The sequence below is a fragment of the Mesorhizobium sp. SEMIA396 genome, from assembly GCF_024518615.1.
Classification (GTDB): domain Bacteria; phylum Pseudomonadota; class Alphaproteobacteria; order Rhizobiales; family Rhizobiaceae; genus Mesorhizobium.
Genome location: NZ_JANIFC010000001.1, coordinates 612,606 through 625,557, shown reverse-complemented (window position 1 = coordinate 625,557; position 12,952 = coordinate 612,606). Strand labels below are relative to the sequence as shown.

Sequence of the window (12,952 nt, the reverse complement as noted above, 5' to 3'; positions counted from 1 at the left end):
CAGGCGCTGTGCAGCGCCGCATCGTCAGTTCACCTCGTGCGCAGCGCACCACCGGCCGCCGTCGCGAGCGGCGTAACCATCTCCGGCACCAATATGTCGTGGCGGCGCGCGAAGCTGACCAGCGTGGCCCGCACCGTCTCCGGATCGATCTCGCCGACGATGCCCGCCTTGCAAGCGTTGAGTGCGACGGCATGGGCGCCGTTGCGGCCGGCGCTCGGCCAGTCCTGCAGCAGTGCGTAAGCTTCCATCACGCTGTCGATCTTCCTCGGAAAGCCCATTCCGACCAGAAGTGTGACCGGTTCCTCAAATTGCCCGTGATTCATGGCTTGTGCCTCCTCTCGATTGTTCAGGGCCTGTAGCGGGCCGAGCACCGGGAGCGCGGCCCGCCGCGAATAGGTGAATGGACTGGCCGATTTCCGTTCAGCCGCTGCCGGCGGATACCTCGGATGTTGCCGACACTTGCTGCGCGGCGAGGAACATCAGTGCCGACGCCGCGGTTCGCCGGTTCCAGCCGGCAGCTTCAGCCATGTCGAGCAGCCCTGCCAGCAGCGGCTTCAGCACGTTCCTGCATTCTGTTTCATAGGCCAGGAATTCCTTCGCCTGGTGCGTAGGAGCCGGTACGGATCCGAGGCCAGCCATTGCATCCATCTTTACCTCCACTTTCTCTTCGGATGACGCCCGCTCCCCGCCAGGGAAGCGGGCGGATGGGCCGTGACCTCAGAAGTCCATACCGGCGCCGGCGGGCATTGCCGGGGCGGCGGCTTCCTTCTTCGGCTTCTCGGCCACCATCGCCTCCGTGGTCACCAGCAGGCCGGCGACCGATGCCGCGTCCTGGAGAGCGGTGCGCACCACCTTGGCCGGGTCGATGACGCCCTGGCCGTAGAGATCGCCGAATTCGTTGGTCTGGGCGTTCCAGCCCCAGCCGAATTCGCTTTTCTCGCGCAGCTTGCCGACGATGATCGAGCCTTCGGCGCCGGCATTCTCGGCGATCTGCCGGACCGGCGTTTCGATGGCACGGCGCACGATATCGACGCCAGTCTTCTGGTCCGCATTGTCGGTCTGCACGGCATCGAGCGCCTTGGCTGCCCGCAGCAGCGCGACACCGCCGCCAGGCAGCACGCCCTCCTCGACGGCCGCGCGGGTCGCATGCAGCGCATCGTCGACGCGGTCCTTGCGCTCCTTGACCTCGACCTCGGTCGAGCCGCCGACCCGGATCACCGCAACGCCGCCGGCGAGTTTGGCCAGCCGCTCCTGCAGCTTCTCGCGGTCGTAGTCGGAGGTGGTCTCCTCGATCTGCGCCTTGATCTGCGCGACACGGCCCTGGATCTCTTCCTTGCGGCCGACACCGTCGACGATGGTGGTGTTTTCCTTCTCGATCACCACTTTCTTGGCGCGGCCCAGCATCTGCAGCGTCACATTTTCCAGCTTGATGCCGAGATCTTCCGAGATCGCGGTGCCGCCGGTGAGAATGGCGATGTCTTCCAGCATGGCCTTGCGGCGGTCGCCGAAGCCCGGCGCCTTGACGGCCGCGACCTTGAGGCCGCCGCGCAGCTTGTTGACGACCAGCGTCGCCAGCGCCTCGCCTTCCACATCCTCGGCGATGATCAAGAGCGGCTTGCCCGACTGCACCACGGCTTCAAGCACGGGCAGCATCGCTTGCAGGTTGGAGAGCTTCTTCTCGTGGATCAGCACATAAGGCTCATCGAGTTCGACGCGCATCTTGTCCTGGTTGGTGATGAAATAGGGCGAGAGATAGCCGCGGTCGAACTGCATGCCTTCCACGACTTCGAGTTCGGTCTCGGCGGTCTTGGCCTCCTCCACCGTGATGACGCCCTCATTGCCGACCTTCTCCATCGCCTCGGCGAGGAAACGGCCGATCTCGGCATCGCCATTGGCGGAGATGGTGCCTACCTGCGCGATCTCGTCGTTTCGGGTGACCTTGCGGGCATTGGTCTTCAGTTCGGCGACCACCGCATCGACCGCCTTGTCGATGCCGCGCTTCAAATCCATCGGGTTCATGCCCGAGGCAACCGCCTTGGCCCCTTCCCTGACGATCGCCTGTGCAAGCACCGTTGCGGTCGTCGTGCCGTCGCCGGCAAGGTCGTTGGTCTTGGAAGCCACTTCGCGCACCATCTGGGCGCCCATATTCTCGAACTTGTCTTCAAGCTCGATTTCCTTGGCCACGGTGACGCCGTCCTTGGTGATGCGCGGAGCGCCGAACGACTTGTCGATGACGACATTGCGCCCCTTGGGACCGAGCGTCACCTTTACCGCATTGGCAAGGATATCGACGCCGCGCAGCATCTTCTCGCGCGCTTCGGTATGGAATTTCACTTCTTTGGCAGCCATTGGATCACTCCTTTATCTAGGCAGCATTCGTTGACTGGATGGATACGAAGAAGCCGTCAGGCGGCCTTCTTCACTTCGGCGATCTCATCGATGACACCCATCACGTCGCTTTCCTTCATGATGAGCAGGTCCTCGCCGTCGAGTTTGATTTCGGTGCCGGACCATTTGCCGAACAGGATGCGGTCGCCGACCTTGACATCGAGTTCGACAAGCTTGCCGCTGTCGTCGCGCGCGCCGGGACCGACGGCGAGCACTTCACCTTCCTGCGGTTTTTCCTTTGCGGTATCGGGGATGATGATGCCGCCGGAGGTCTTCTCCTCGGCTTCAAGGCGGCGGACCAGAATACGGTCATGCAATGGACGGAACGCCATGTCGTTCTCCTCGTGGACAAACAGGTTTTTGAGGTTCCTCCGCACCGAACCGGCAATATCGGACCGGTGCGGAACGCCCCGACCCTTCGTCAGGCATCGCGGCGCATATCGAGCTAGTTTTGCCGTTTTTCGGTTTCAAGAGACCGGCGAAAAAATTTTTCCATTCGACCAGAAAGGGCGCCAACGCACTGTTATGGCGCGGCTATTTTCGGAACCCCCGAGCTTCTCGCGACGTTGTTTGAAGAGGAACCGATCGTCCCGGCATGGCATCGGGCGAGTTCAATACGGACATCGCGGGCTGGAGGCCTGAACGGAGAGAGAAGGAGAAAGACATGGCCGATACGGTCAGCAGCGAATTCCGCCTGCAAATGGAAGGTTATGGCCTGACGACGGCCGAAATCCACTATCACCTGCCCGATCATCCGAGCCTGCTTCAGCTCTATGTCTGGCAGGACTATGATCTCGCTCCGGCCTTTCCCGAACTCAAGGGCTTTCTCCAATATTGGGAGCGCGAACTCGACGGTCCGCTGCACTCGGTCCGCATTGCTCATCATCGACTCATCCAGCCTTCGGAATGGCGGGCCGTCGAGGGCATCATCACGGTCCACTAGAGGTCTTTGGGACGGACTCCGCTCCTGCTTCGCCCCCGGAGCGACGACGTTGGAGCAAGCTCTTGCCGGCCCCACGCAGCGCCAACAATCTCCGCTCCAGGATTTCCAATTTCCATGTTGTAAAACGATCCTGCCGCGCTAGCCTGAAACCAGATGCGAGGCGGGGAAGAGGAATGGAGCTTCAGCTCAACGGCAAGGTGGCGCTGGTCACCGGCTCGACGCAAGGCATCGGCCGCGCCATCGCCGAGACGCTGGCGCGCTGCGGCGCCGGCGGCCTGCTCGTCACCGGGCGCGAGAAGACCCGCGGCGATGCCGTGGCGGAAGAGCTTTCGCGGCTCGGCACGCCGACAGTCTTCGTCGCCGCGGACCTCGCCGACCCGGCGGCCCCTGCCCTTTTGACGCAAGCCTGCATCGAGCGCTTCGGCCGCATCGATGCGCTGGTCAACGCCGCAGGGCTGACCGACCGGGCCTCGTTCCTCGACGCCGATCTCGACGGCTGGGCCTCGCTGTTCGCGGTCAACGCGCGGGCACCGTTCTTCCTCATGCAGGCGGCCATCGCCGACATGAAGAAGCGTGGCCAGGGCGGCGCCATCGTCAACATCCTGTCGATCAACGCCCATTGCGGCTCGCCGGAACTCGCCGTCTATTCCGCCAGCAAGGGCGCGCTGGCCACGCTGACCAAAAACGCCGCCAACGCCCATCGCTTCGATCGCATCCGCGTCAACGGCATCAATGTCGGCTGGACCGACACGCCGGCCGAACGTGTCATGCAGGCCGACACGTTGGGCAACGGGCCGGGCTGGCTCGATGCCGCCAACGCCTCGCAACCCTTCGGCCGCCTGTTCTCGACGAGCGACATCGCCAACCTCGCCGTCTTCCTGCTTTCGGATGCTGCCGGGCCGATAACCGGCACGCTCGTCGACCAGGAACAGTGGGTGATCGGGGCGAATCGGTGAGCGCCATCGAAACGCATGCGCCCTGCATGACGCATTTCGGCGTCGGCACCGTTGCCGTCAGAAGTTGGTCGCGATGACGGTGACTGAAAAAACCTATCGCCCATTCGCTCAAAGCACCCGCGCCGCTTCACAGCGCCAGGCTCTCCTGCTCCACCTCTTCGGCATTCGGATCTCCCGGTGCGGTGGCCCAGGCCAATTCGACCAGCGTCACGGTGCGCCAGCCTGTCCCGTCGAGTTGGCAGACGATGAGGCCCTGCTCCTCGATATAGGTCAAGAGGCGCCGGGCGCGGCGCAGCGAGTGCGAGCCGTAGGCGCGGGCGATCGCGGCGTCGCTCGGGCATGGCCAGCCCTCTTTCGCCGCACGGGCGATCATCATGAACACGCCCTGCATGTCGTCGGGCAGCAGCGACGCGCGGACGGAAACGTCCCGCCACGCGTCATCCTGCGTCGTCTCGGAACCAAGGCCGGCACGGGCGCGCGTCAGCATGCGGCGGAACTCCGGCAGGTCCGGCACGACCGACGCGAGGCCTTCTATGCGGCAGCGGACCACGAATTCCTGATAGAGCACCCCGATCACGCGAAAACCCGCATCGGGCTGCGCCAGGATGGCGCGCAGCACACGGTCGACGCGCTCACGACGCTCGGCCAGATCCTCGGCGCTGATTTGCGGCTCCGCCGGCTCGGGGCGCATTTCCAGTGCCGCCGATTTGGCCGCCATCAGCTGGTCGAGCAGGTCCGGCGACGCCGGGCGGCGCGGCGTGCGCACCGTCTCGGGCGGCGGCGCCGCCAGGATGATCGCGCGTGCATCTTCCAGCGCGGATTCCGGCATTGCCATGAGCCGCGGCGTGCCGTTGCGCGGGCTGGTGTCGGTCGGGCCGATGCGCAGCCCCAGCGGACGGCGCGACAGCGCCGGGCCGAGCGCCATGAACTGCCCGCGTTCCAGATCGCGGAACGCTTCCGCCTGGCGTCTCTCCATGCCCAAAAGATCGGCGGCACGCGCCATGTCGATATCGAGGAAGGTGCGGCCCATGAGAAAATTGGACGCCTCGGCTGCGACATTCTTGGCGAGCTTGGCCAGCCGCTGGGTGGCAATGATGCCGGCCAGCCCGCGCTTGCGGCCACGACACATCAAATTGGTCATGGCGCCGAGCGAGAGCTTTCGCGCTTCGTCCGACACCTCTCCGGCCACCGCCGGCGCGAACAGCTGCGCCTCGTCCACCACCACCAGCATTGGGTACCAGTGGTCACGGGCGACCTCGAACAGCCCGCCGAGGAAGGCGGCGGCACGCCGCATCTGGTTCTCGGCGTCGAGCCCTTCGAGATTGAGCACGGTGGAGACGCGATGCATGCGCGCCCGCTCGCCGGCCGCCTGCAGGCCGCGCTCGGTATGCTGCTCGGCATCGATCACCAGATGGCCGTAACGGTCGCCCAGCGAGACGAAGTCGCCCTCGGGATCGATGATGGTCTGCTGCACCCAGGGCGCGCTCTGCTCCAGCAGGCGCCGCAGCAGATGCGACTTGCCGGAGCCTGAATTGCCCTGCACCAAAAGGCGAGTCGCGAGCAGTTCCTCAAGATCCAGCTTCGCCGGGGCGCCCGCGGTCGTCTGTCCCATCTCGATCGCAACGGTCATCTCGACTCAGGCGCTCCTTTCGCAGACGGGCTTATCAACTGGGTCACAGCCCGTCGAGCGTGCATGACCGCCTGCGGCGTGTTGCGCACAACTGTGCAGGCACCGCCTGGAGGGGTCATCAGCCGATGCCTGGCGCAAACTTTGGGTTGACCCCTTCGGACCACGAGGCGACACTCCACCCAACGCTACGAGTGCGAGGAGGAATGCGATGGACGAGCCCGAACGGTGGCGCCACATGTCGACGGCGCCAAAGGATGGCAGCCGCATCCTGGTCACGGTGCGTCCGTCCGAACAGGGACCGGCGGAAGTAGACCTTGCCTATTGGTCGCGTGCCGACCAGTTCGCCTCGGAAGGCTGGCGCGCGTCGGACTCCTCGCCCGGGCGCGTCATCGAATATGCCGACCCGGAACTGAAGTGCTGGATGCCGTTGCCGACGGCAAACCTCAGCCGCGCGTCCATGCCAGCGCCCTGGGAAGGCGAAGACGCCCAGCAGCTGGATGGGTCCGGGATTTAAGCGCGCGGAGAGGCCGGAGATTGGCCAATCTCCCCTCGTGCGGGAGATCGGCAGCTTCGCGGTCGGCAGTCCTCAGAACAGGAACGCGGCCGTGGCGGGGTTGGGCCCGTTGCGGCCTTCGGGCGAATCCATGCCGCGGATCGTCTGCAGGTCCTGGGCATCCAGTTCAAAATCGAAGACATCGAAATTGGCGGCGATGCGATCCCTGCGGATTGACTTTGGAATGACGATCAGCCCCTCTTGGAGATGCCAGCGGATGATCGCCTGGGCGACGGACTTGCCATGTTTTTTGGCGATGCCTGAAATGGTCGGATCGCCGAGCAGCCGGCCGCTGCCCAACGGGCTCCAGCTTTCGATACGGATGTCGTGCTTGGCGTGAAAGTCCCTGACACCGCGCTGCTGGAACTGGGGATGCAACTCGATCTGGTTGACGACGGGCGTCACGCCGGTTTCCGCGATGATCCGCTCCAGATGGTCCTGGTTGAAGTTCGAAACGCCGATGGACTTGATGCGGCCGGCCTGCCGGAGTTCGACCAGCGTCTTCCAGGCCTCGACATATTTGTCCTGGCTGGGCACAGGCCAGTGGATCAGGAACAGGTCGATCTGCTCAATGCCGAGCTTGGCCATGGTGTCATCGAAGGCGCGTAGCGCCGCATCGCGCTGGTGTGCGCCGTTGCGCAGTTTCGAGGTGATGAACAGCTCAGCCCGCGACACGCCGGCGCTGCGGATCGCCTCTCCGACCCCTTCCTCGTTCTGGTAGCCTTCGGCGGTGTCGATCAGACGATAGCCGGCCTCGATGCCCCAACTCACCACCTCGGCGGTAATATCCTGGTCGACCTGCCACACGCCAAGGCCGAGCTGGGGAATGGCGGAGCCGTCGTTCAATGCAATCTGTTCGGGCATGATGGGCTGTCCAGGCATGGGGGGATCCTTTGCAAAGCGGGTCCGGGCGGTCTGCCCGGTGCACAGCCTATCTAGGTCCGACAGGATGCGACGACCAGCCGACAGCGGACAAATTGCCGTGTGAAGTGCGCCTGCAAGTGTGACTTCGGCGTCGGCCGCATCCTCACCGCGGCCGGCGCACCGCCCTCACCACCCCGGCGGATGTGCTGCCGCAATAGAGGCGGTCGCCGCCATCGGATTCCAGCCCCGACACGCCCATGCCGGCCGGCATGTCGAGCTTCTCGAGAACCTTGCCTGATCGCGGGTCGACGCGGCGCAGGTCGCTCTGGTCGCCTTCCCAGGTGGCGTGCCACAGCTCGCCCTCGACCCATGTCACCCCGGTGACGAAACGGTTGGATTCGATGGTGCGCAGGATCGCCCCTGTCTCCGGGTCGATCTGGTGGATCTTGCGTTCGCGATATTGCCCCACCCAGAGCGTCCCTTCGGCCCAGGTCAGCCCGGAATCGCCGCCGCCGCCCGGCGCCGGAATGGTCGCCAGCACCTGGCCGGTATCAGGGTCGATCTTCTGTATCAGGTCGTCGGCAAGCTGGAAGAAGTGCTGGCCGTCCCAGGCGGTGCCGGCATGCGCCGCGACGTCGATCGAGCGCAGCGCTTGGCCGTTTTCCGGGTCGAAGGCGTTCAGCTTCTCGCCCGAGGCGAACCAGACATTGTTGCCGTCAAAACTCACCCCATGCACCCTCTCCACATCTGGAAAGGGTCCGTATTCGCGCAGAATTTCGGCCGCTGACTGTTTCATGTCCTTGTCCTCACTGAGATGGTCTGATGTCCCCTACTAACCACTCGGCAGCGGCGCCGGGAGTAACAAGGTGGTCGTGAATCCCGCCACCGGCGGCGTCATCCAGCGGCGCGCCCGGCCGTGACCGAAAAACTGCACCTTGCCGGCCTCGCCAAGCTGCTCCAGCGCCCGTTGCACACTGCGTTGGCCGGTGCCAAGCGCCAGCGCCAACGCCGAACTCGCCCAGGATTCACCATCGGCAAGGAAAGCCAGCACCGCCGCGTGCCGCTCCTCGATCGGCCGCGCCAGCACCAGCACCTCGCGTGCCTGGCGCGGCGCCAGCGCGAAGCCCTGGCTGGTCGCGCCGATGTCGGCCAGGCCGCGCAATTCGGTGCGCAGCCGGCCGATCTCGACCCGCAGCCGTGCCCGGTGCGATTCATCGGCGTGCCTGCCGCCGAAGGCTTGCGCGATCAGCCTCGCCCTCGACACATCGCCTGGCCACGCTTCGGCGAGCGTACGGGCCAGCGCAAACAGCACCGGGCGCGTTGCCAGCGAGACCGTTTTCTCCTGTTGGCGCACGACATAGCGAAAGCTATCGACCAGCAATGCCGGCGACGCTTGCAACGCCTCGACGTCCTCAAGCAGCAACGAGCGCTGCTCGCCAGCCGCGATCAGCCGCGCCGCCGGTGTGTCCAGCGCCAGGAATGCGCGATCGACTTCAGCGATGAGCCCCGCAATGCCGGCCTGGCGGGCGGCGTGGCGTGCCCACTCCAACGCCCTGCGCGCCCGCTTCGTCTTGAGGCGCCGCATCGCGATGCCGGCGACGGCCAGCTCGTGGGCGGCGCGCGAGGCCGGCGGAAGCGGCATCGGATCGAGCCCGCCCAGCACGTCTTCGGCCTCGTCGAGACGGCCGATCAATAGCAGGCGGCGCACCTTGAGGTGGCCGGCATGCGCTGCGTTCAGCCGGTCGCCATGCTTTTCCAGCGTCGCCCGCGCCGCATCCAAAGCCTTGGCCGGCCAGCCGAGATCGCGTGAGACCAGCGCGATCTCGGCCTCGGCAACGACGCATCTCGCACGCGCAACCGCCTCTTTCGGGCCGAAGCCACGCGCGGCCCGCCGCAGCAGCGCCTTGGCGCGATCAAGATCGCCAAGTTGCGCCATGGCGATGCCGCGCAGCGCCAGCGCCGGCGGATCCTCGCGCAGGGCGACGCGATCCAGCGCGCCGAGCGGATCGCCTCCGGCCAGCGCCAGCGCCGCGGCGGTGATCAGCGAATCCATTCAAATCCCGTCACACTTGTAACTCCCACCCTTGTGCGTCGCCGCCCTAACTTAAATCCGTACCATGAACCGGCAAGCCGCATCGGCCAACTCTATCGGCAACGTGCGGCACGCCAAGGGAGAACCGACAATGCCAACCGACACTCCTCTCCATGACGCGGCCGAAGGCACCGTGAGGATGCGCCACCCCTGCTGCGACGGGCCGGCTCCTGCAAATCCCGTCACACTTGTAACTCCCACCCCCGCGCTTCACCGCCCTATTCTGGCTGACAGCAAGCGACAACAGACTGGCAAAGGAGACGACCAATGACCAAGCACATCGCAATGAAGACCCCGCCGATCGTTTCGAGGCAGGACTGGGAAGCCGCCCGCGAACAGATGCTGGTGAAGGAAAAGGCAACGCTGCGGGCCAAGGACGCATTGGCCGCCGAGCGCCGGCGCATGCCGTGGATGGAAGTCGACAAGGCCTATGTGTTCGAGGGGCCGAACGGCAGAGCGAGCCTGCTCGATCTGTTCGAAGGCCGCCGCCAGCTGATCGTCTACCGCGCCTTTTTCGAGCCCGGCGTGCATGGCTGGCCCGATCATGCCTGCCGCGGCTGTTCGCTGGGCGCCGACCAGGTCGGCCACCTCGCCCATCTCAACGCCCGCAACACCACTCTTGCCTACGCTTCGCGTGCCCCGCAAGCCGACATTGCGCGGCTGAAGCAGCGGATGGGCTGGCAGATGCCCTGGTACACAATCACGGACAGTTTCGACAAGGACTTCGGGGTCGACGAATGGCACGGCCACAACGTCTTCATCCATGACGGCGACCGCATCTTCCGCACCTATCTCATCAACAGCCGCGGCGACGAGGCGATGGGCACCGTCTGGAGCTATCTCGACGCGACGCCGCTCGGCCGCCAGGAAATTTGGGAGGATTCGCCCGAAGGCTATCCGCAGACCCCGCTCTATTCCTGGTGGAACTGGCACGACAATTACGACGCCGGGGCCGACAAGAAATGGGAAGAAGTGTCTGCTGCCGGCGAGGCTGCATTCCGCGACAAGGGCGAGCAGTAACGGTTGTTCAGTCTGGGTTCCTCTCCCCACTCCGTGGAGAGAGGAACCTGTCGTGGCTGGCATGATCATCAAGGATTAAGGCGATGAGCGATATCCATACCGGTGCCGGCAGCACGATCCCGGAAGCCGCAACCCTCGGGCTGGCCGACTGGCTTTGCCTTGCCGCGGCACCGACTTTCGCCGTGATGGCGCTGCTCACCTGCATCTTCAGCGGCGATGCGGCCATGCAGTGCATGGGCATCGACGCCTCGCCCCTCACGGGCATGGCCGCGATGTATCTGCTGATGAGCGCCTTTCATCTGGCGCCCTGGCTGCGGGTGATCTCAGGCCGGCAGGCCCGCTAGACCATTCCAATTCCAGACACCCCACACATCGGAGAAGACAATGAGACTGGTCAGGCTGAGAGCGCCGGGCGGCTTGGGCAATCTCGACCTGGTCGAGGAAGATCCGCCCCAGCCAGGGCCGGGCGAGGTTCTGGTCAGGATCCGGGCCTGCGCGTTGAACATGCGCGACGACTTTGCCGTGCAAGGCAAGATGCCTCTCGCCGACGGCCGCGTTCCGCTCTCCGACGGCGCCGGCGAAGTGATTGCCCTCGGCGACGGTGTCGATGCACTCAAGCCCGGAGACAGAGTCGTCAGCGTCTTCTATCCCTGGTGGCTGGGCGGTGACATGACGCCCTGCACCCGGCGCGATATTCCGGGAGACAGTTTCGACGGCTTCGCCAGCGAGTATGTCTGCATGCCGGCGCACGCTTTCACCAAGGCACCGGCAGGCTATACGCATGTCGAGGCGGCGTCGCTCACCTGCACGGGCGTTACTGCCTGGCGCGGCCTGGTTGTGTGCGGCAAGGTGAAGCCGGGCGACGCGGTGCTGGTCCTCGGTTCGGGCAGCGTATCGCTGTTCGCGCTGCAATTCGCCAAAGCCGCCGGCGCCCGGGTCATCGCCACCTCATCCGACGAGCAGAAGCTGGAAAGGCTCACGCGCCTCGGAGCCGACGCCGTCATCAACTACAAGTCCGTCCCGGACTGGGGTCGCAAGGCCAGGGATCTGACGGGCGGACGCGGTGTCGATCACGTGATCGAGGTCGGCGGACCCGCCACGCTGGCGCAGTCGATTATCGCCTGCCGCACGGGCGGTCACATCGCGCTGGTCGGCGTCCTGACCGGTTTTGCGGCGGAAGTGTCTATCCCTGCCCTGTTTTCCAACCAGATCCGCATCAGCGGCATTTCCATCGGCAGCCGGGCCGACCAGGAGGATATGATCCGGGCGATAGAGACTATCAGGCTGAAGCCCGTCATAGACCGCCATTTTCCGCTGCAGGACATCGCCACCGCCTTCGCGCATTACGAAACCCAAAAGCATTTCGGCAAGGTCTGCCTCGACGTTTGAGCGGCCTCCGCCAGCAGCACGATGAAGAGGACCGTCGGGTCCGCGCCTTCGTCGTGATCCTGCCTAGGTCGCGATGTCGTTGACCGGCATCAGGGGCTTGGGAAGATCGGCCTCGCCGAGCCCGCTGCGCAACTCGATCTCGATGTCGCGGCAAATCTGCGAGATCGGGACGTCGTTGGCGTTGCCCTCGAACGGGTTGGCGCTGCTTTCGCCGACCTGGTCGAGGGACATGTAAGCCCAGCCCAGCAGCGTGCTGAACGGGATCGTCAGCCAGATCGCGATCGACCCGAGCGCCCCACCCAATTTGCCCATATCGGCAAAGACGGGAACGACCCCGAACGGCAACAGCGTGCAGAAGATCATCACGAACATCGAACTGACGATGGCGTATTGCCGGGGATAGGGATTGTTCTTGATGCGATCGCAGCGCGCCTGCTGGTCATGGAAGTCGCGGATCAGCTTGGTCAGTTCGCCATAGATCTGAGGAGGGAGCTTTGTGTCCTTGAACAGCGCATTGACCTGGACAGATTGCAGTTCGAGCAGGGCTATCGCCGGCTGGGGCGATTTCAGGACGTCCTCGGCCTGTTCGGCGAGCAGCGGACGGAATTCGTCGGCGATCGAGCTCGCATCCTCATGGATGCGGTAGCGCCGCCGGTATTCGATATTGGCGGCCCGCGCCATGGATTCCCATGGCATCGGCCGGCGCAGGGAAAAACGCAATGCCGTCATCCAGGCGATGTGGCGATAGATGAGCTGTCTGGCCGTCGGCGCGTCAAGGAAATCCCTGCAGAAATTGGACCACAACCGGCTGCTGGCCGTAATTTGCGTAAAAGCCTGCAGCGCGTCGCTGCTGCGGGTGAACACCTGCGAATTCTTGAACCCGGCAACGAGTGACACGGTGGTGCCAAGCACCAGCACCACCGACCATGGCACCGAAAACCCGGCGATGCCTGGAAGACGGTAAGCCGCCACGGCCAGTCCACTCACCACCACCATGTAGATGACGCTGCGCCGCGACCACAGCGCGAAGTCCACTATTTTGTAGGAGCGGCCTACATACATCGGGTCCCCTCAATTTATCGACAGGTGTGGTTTTGCACGGGCGGAATCTCGTCGC

Annotated in this window: 15 protein-coding genes; 6 read left to right on the top strand and 9 right to left on the bottom strand. The window is 64.8% G+C overall.

From position 1 onward, the window contains the following. Positions 1-29 precede the first annotated feature (29 nt). The 4 genes from NP503_RS03095 to groES all read right to left on the bottom strand — a co-directional run bounded on the left by NP503_RS03095 (position 30) and on the right by groES (position 2,720). A complete protein-coding gene (locus NP503_RS03095) occupies positions 30-323 on the bottom strand; it encodes a DUF982 domain-containing protein (RefSeq protein ID WP_127270014.1) in 294 nt (97 codons plus the stop codon). Between the two features lie 97 nt (positions 324-420). Continuing rightward, positions 421-648 (bottom strand): hypothetical protein, encoded by a 228-nt coding sequence (locus NP503_RS03090; protein WP_013530720.1) that lies wholly within the window; start codon positions 646-648, stop codon positions 421-423. 69 nt (positions 649-717) lie between these two features. Then, positions 718-2,349 carry a chaperonin GroEL gene (gene groL, locus NP503_RS03085; protein WP_127301758.1) on the bottom strand — a complete coding sequence of 544 codons (1,632 nt, stop codon included), beginning with the start codon at positions 2,347-2,349 and terminating at the stop codon, positions 718-720. 56 nt (positions 2,350-2,405) lie between these two features. After that, positions 2,406-2,720 (bottom strand): co-chaperone GroES, encoded by a 315-nt coding sequence (gene groES, locus NP503_RS03080; protein WP_127255658.1) that lies wholly within the window; start codon positions 2,718-2,720, stop codon positions 2,406-2,408. A 332-nt stretch (positions 2,721-3,052) separates the two neighbouring features. On the opposite strand from groES, the gene NP503_RS03075 reads away from it, so the two are divergent. Together NP503_RS03075 and NP503_RS03070 are read left to right on the top strand one after the other, a co-directional pair. Beyond that, positions 3,053-3,331, top strand: coding sequence for an usg protein (locus NP503_RS03075; RefSeq protein WP_127271604.1), 279 nt, complete (start codon positions 3,053-3,055; stop codon positions 3,329-3,331). 173 nt (positions 3,332-3,504) lie between these two features. Further along, entirely contained in the window at positions 3,505-4,287 is a 783-nt protein-coding gene (locus NP503_RS03070; RefSeq protein ID WP_127271630.1) for an SDR family oxidoreductase, read from the top strand. A gap of 127 nt (positions 4,288-4,414) precedes the next feature. Here the strand turns inward: NP503_RS03070 and NP503_RS03065 are convergent, their stop codons facing one another. Then, positions 4,415-5,917 carry an ATP-binding protein gene (locus tag NP503_RS03065; RefSeq protein ID WP_127272635.1) on the bottom strand — a complete coding sequence of 501 codons (1,503 nt, stop codon included), beginning with the start codon at positions 5,915-5,917 and terminating at the stop codon, positions 4,415-4,417. A 208-nt stretch (positions 5,918-6,125) separates the two neighbouring features. On the opposite strand from NP503_RS03065, the gene NP503_RS03060 reads away from it, so the two are divergent. After that, a complete protein-coding gene (locus tag NP503_RS03060; RefSeq protein ID WP_013530714.1) occupies positions 6,126-6,431 on the top strand; it encodes a hypothetical protein in 306 nt (101 codons plus the stop codon). 72 nt (positions 6,432-6,503) lie between these two features. Here the strand turns inward: NP503_RS03060 and NP503_RS03055 are convergent, their stop codons facing one another. The 3 genes from NP503_RS03055 to NP503_RS03045 form a co-directional block, all read right to left on the bottom strand. Then, positions 6,504-7,352 carry an aldo/keto reductase gene (locus NP503_RS03055; protein ID WP_127272634.1) on the bottom strand — a complete coding sequence of 283 codons (849 nt, stop codon included), beginning with the start codon at positions 7,350-7,352 and terminating at the stop codon, positions 6,504-6,506. Positions 7,353-7,497: 145 nt separating this feature from the next. Further along, positions 7,498-8,130: a PQQ-binding-like beta-propeller repeat protein gene (locus NP503_RS03050; protein WP_127267443.1), complete on the bottom strand. Its 633-nt coding sequence runs from the start codon at positions 8,128-8,130 to the stop codon at positions 7,498-7,500. Positions 8,131-8,166: 36 nt separating this feature from the next. Then, entirely contained in the window at positions 8,167-9,387 is a 1,221-nt protein-coding gene (locus NP503_RS03045) for a helix-turn-helix domain-containing protein (protein WP_127267444.1), read from the bottom strand. Between the two features lie 306 nt (positions 9,388-9,693). Here NP503_RS03045 and NP503_RS03040 point away from each other — a divergent pair, with 306 nt between their 5' ends. The 3 genes from NP503_RS03040 (at position 9,694) to NP503_RS03030 (ending at position 11,835) form a co-directional block, all read left to right on the top strand. Further along, positions 9,694-10,446 (top strand): thioredoxin family protein, encoded by a 753-nt coding sequence (locus NP503_RS03040; RefSeq protein ID WP_127267445.1) that lies wholly within the window; start codon positions 9,694-9,696, stop codon positions 10,444-10,446. A gap of 83 nt (positions 10,447-10,529) precedes the next feature. Further along, positions 10,530-10,790, top strand: a complete 261-nt coding sequence (locus NP503_RS03035) for a hypothetical protein (RefSeq protein WP_127267446.1) — start codon at positions 10,530-10,532, stop codon at positions 10,788-10,790. A 40-nt stretch (positions 10,791-10,830) separates the two neighbouring features. Further along, a complete protein-coding gene (locus NP503_RS03030) occupies positions 10,831-11,835 on the top strand; it encodes an NAD(P)-dependent alcohol dehydrogenase (protein WP_127267447.1) in 1,005 nt (334 codons plus the stop codon). Positions 11,836-11,898: 63 nt separating this feature from the next. Here the strand turns inward: NP503_RS03030 and NP503_RS03025 are convergent, their stop codons facing one another. Next, a complete protein-coding gene (locus NP503_RS03025; RefSeq protein ID WP_127267448.1) occupies positions 11,899-12,897 on the bottom strand; it encodes a bestrophin family protein in 999 nt (332 codons plus the stop codon). Positions 12,898-12,952: the final 55 nt, after the last annotated feature.

Bases quoted from the DNA above. Each gene is read 5' to 3' on its own strand.
- NP503_RS03075 (WP_127271604.1), top strand. From the start codon at position 3,053: ATGGCCGATACGGTCAGCAGCGAATTCCGCCTGCAAATGGAAGGTTAT.
- NP503_RS03055 (WP_127272634.1), bottom strand. From the start codon at position 7,352: ATGCCTGGACAGCCCATCATGCCCGAACAGATTGCATTGAACGACGGC.
- NP503_RS03060 (WP_013530714.1), top strand. From the start codon at position 6,126: ATGGACGAGCCCGAACGGTGGCGCCACATGTCGACGGCGCCAAAGGAT.
- NP503_RS03070 (WP_127271630.1), top strand. From the start codon at position 3,505: ATGGAGCTTCAGCTCAACGGCAAGGTGGCGCTGGTCACCGGCTCGACG.
- NP503_RS03025 (WP_127267448.1), bottom strand. From the start codon at position 12,897: ATGTATGTAGGCCGCTCCTACAAAATAGTGGACTTCGCGCTGTGGTCG.
- NP503_RS03040 (WP_127267445.1), top strand. From the start codon at position 9,694: ATGACCAAGCACATCGCAATGAAGACCCCGCCGATCGTTTCGAGGCAG.
- groL (WP_127301758.1), bottom strand. From the start codon at position 2,349: ATGGCTGCCAAAGAAGTGAAATTCCATACCGAAGCGCGCGAGAAGATG.
- NP503_RS03045 (WP_127267444.1), bottom strand. From the start codon at position 9,387: ATGGATTCGCTGATCACCGCCGCGGCGCTGGCGCTGGCCGGAGGCGAT.
- groES (WP_127255658.1), bottom strand. From the start codon at position 2,720: ATGGCGTTCCGTCCATTGCATGACCGTATTCTGGTCCGCCGCCTTGAA.
- NP503_RS03050 (WP_127267443.1), bottom strand. From the start codon at position 8,130: ATGAAACAGTCAGCGGCCGAAATTCTGCGCGAATACGGACCCTTTCCA.
- NP503_RS03030 (WP_127267447.1), top strand. From the start codon at position 10,831: ATGAGACTGGTCAGGCTGAGAGCGCCGGGCGGCTTGGGCAATCTCGAC.
- NP503_RS03090 (WP_013530720.1), bottom strand. From the start codon at position 648: ATGGATGCAATGGCTGGCCTCGGATCCGTACCGGCTCCTACGCACCAG.
- NP503_RS03095 (WP_127270014.1), bottom strand. From the start codon at position 323: ATGAATCACGGGCAATTTGAGGAACCGGTCACACTTCTGGTCGGAATG.
- NP503_RS03035 (WP_127267446.1), top strand. From the start codon at position 10,530: ATGAGCGATATCCATACCGGTGCCGGCAGCACGATCCCGGAAGCCGCA.
- NP503_RS03065 (WP_127272635.1), bottom strand. From the start codon at position 5,917: ATGACCGTTGCGATCGAGATGGGACAGACGACCGCGGGCGCCCCGGCG.